At 62.5% G+C, this 1,605-nt stretch carries 3 protein-coding genes; 2 read left to right on the top strand and 1 reads right to left on the bottom strand.

Annotated features, from left to right (window positions below; translation table 11 throughout):
* Nucleotides 1-198 precede the first annotated feature (198 nt).
* Nucleotides 199-330 (top strand): hypothetical protein, encoded by a 132-nt coding sequence (locus OXF11_06365; protein ID MCY4486728.1) that lies wholly within the window; start codon nucleotides 199-201, stop codon nucleotides 328-330.
* Nucleotides 331-471: 141 nt separating this feature from the next.
* Complete coding sequence (locus OXF11_06360) at nucleotides 472-654, top strand: hypothetical protein (protein ID MCY4486727.1); 183 nt, start codon at nucleotides 472-474, stop codon at nucleotides 652-654.
* Between the two features lie 331 nt (nucleotides 655-985).
* Here OXF11_06360 and OXF11_06355 read toward each other — a convergent pair whose 3' ends face one another.
* Complete coding sequence (locus tag OXF11_06355; GenBank protein MCY4486726.1) at nucleotides 986-1,180, bottom strand: hypothetical protein; 195 nt, start codon at nucleotides 1,178-1,180, stop codon at nucleotides 986-988.
* Nucleotides 1,181-1,605: the final 425 nt, after the last annotated feature.

The raw sequence follows: 1,605 nt of genomic DNA, 5'->3' as shown, positions 1-1,605 counted from the left end.
GCTTCGCGTTCAGGCGGGGCGCCGGCTACGCCAGGAACCACCCGGTGGTCGAGGACGGCTCCATGGCGGACCTGCTGAAGTCCCTCCACATCTCCGTCGGCGTGACGCTCTTGATGCGGCTGGTGGCGCGCGTGGTGGTGAGGATCCTCTACCCTCCTCCGCCTCGGCCCTCCCCGGCTCTCCGCCTTCAACCGCGCGGTGGTGCGCCGCGGCCGCTTCGCCACTCTCGCCCTTGCGGCTGCGGCGATCCACCTGGGCTCGGTGAAGGAGAGCGGCGACGGCGGCGTGGTCCAGTGGTTCAGCCTCCAGTGTCTCGACGATTCGCCGTGATTACCGGATGGCGCTGTGGCGAATGCTGGTGCTTTCACTCGTCCTCGGCGCCCCCCTTACCCAGGCTGCGGATTGCTCCACCGACCGGGCCAGGGTGAAGGCATCACGGCGTTCGTGGAGACGAACTACAGGACGTCCAACATGATCGTTGGGCGCCACAGAAACCTGGACCACTTCATGGTATTCGCCTTTGTCCACGATCCGGTGGAAGGCGACTGCAAGGCAGAGGTGAAGGTCGATGAGCAGTGCCGGATCACGAACCTGGAGGGCGCGAGTTTGACCGCCGAGGCCGTGAGAAGGCAGACGCTTCGCTGCACGCCTTGACGGCGCCGCCGGGCCTGGATACCACCTGGTCGTGCGCGGGGCCGTTCCTCGGTTCAGGTCCCCGGGGCTTTGTGGGTCCCGTGCACCCGTTCCTGTCGATGACATGGCCGGAGCGGCGATCGCCATCGGCCTCGCAATCGGGAGGCTGGTTTCCGGGGTTGTTTCCCCTATGGATCGGCTTCGGCTGGGATATCGTGCTTGCATGGCAACAAGAGCGACGGTCCGATCGCCCTCCGCGTCTTTGACCGGCCTTCCTCTTCATGGAACTTTGAGAATTCGCGGAAGGGAACAGATGCGGGGACTCGCGTGGGACAGATGGCCGGAGACGCGATCACCGCGAAGAACCTCCGGAATCGTTGAGCGAATGATCGGAATGGCAACAATACGGGCACGCGCCCCTGACACCGAAGCCCGAGAGCCGGTCGTCCCAGGCGATCCACAGCTTGTCCTGGGGCTCGAGGGCGTCTACCGTGCGCTTGGTCAGGGTGAGCTTGACCCTAGCGGCGAGTTTGGCGGATTCCTTCATGGGGTTATCTCCGGGTATGAACGAAAACCGGGGTTGTCGAGGTGGATCGACGAGAATCAACCCGCTAGTCATCACCAGAGCAGAACTCGGAGCGCACGGGAGTGAAAGCACCGGCAGCGTCTGGCGCTGGAGAAAGGCGGGGTAGCCGACCGTCCCCCGGTCGAACTCTCCGGCATCAGCTGGACACGAAAGCGGCGATTGACCCCGGCCCGGCGGGGCGCTACGGTGACTTTCTCCGTGGCACCAAACTGACTTGAGGACATACGCGCGCTTGCAGGGACTGAGTATTGGTTGAATGGGGTTACATATCGATTACGGCCCAAATGAGAATATTCCTAACATATTGATAAACAAGACGAAAGAACGACATCAATGCAGAAAAGACCCGCAGATTATGATGCGAATTAACCAGACACCACACTAGC

Source organism: Deltaproteobacteria bacterium, assembly GCA_026712905.1.
Classification (GTDB): Bacteria; Desulfobacterota; Binatia; order UBA9968; family JAJDTQ01; genus JAJDTQ01.
Note: the sequence above shows the minus strand (reverse complement) of the source record. Positions and strands in the feature narration are given on the sequence as shown.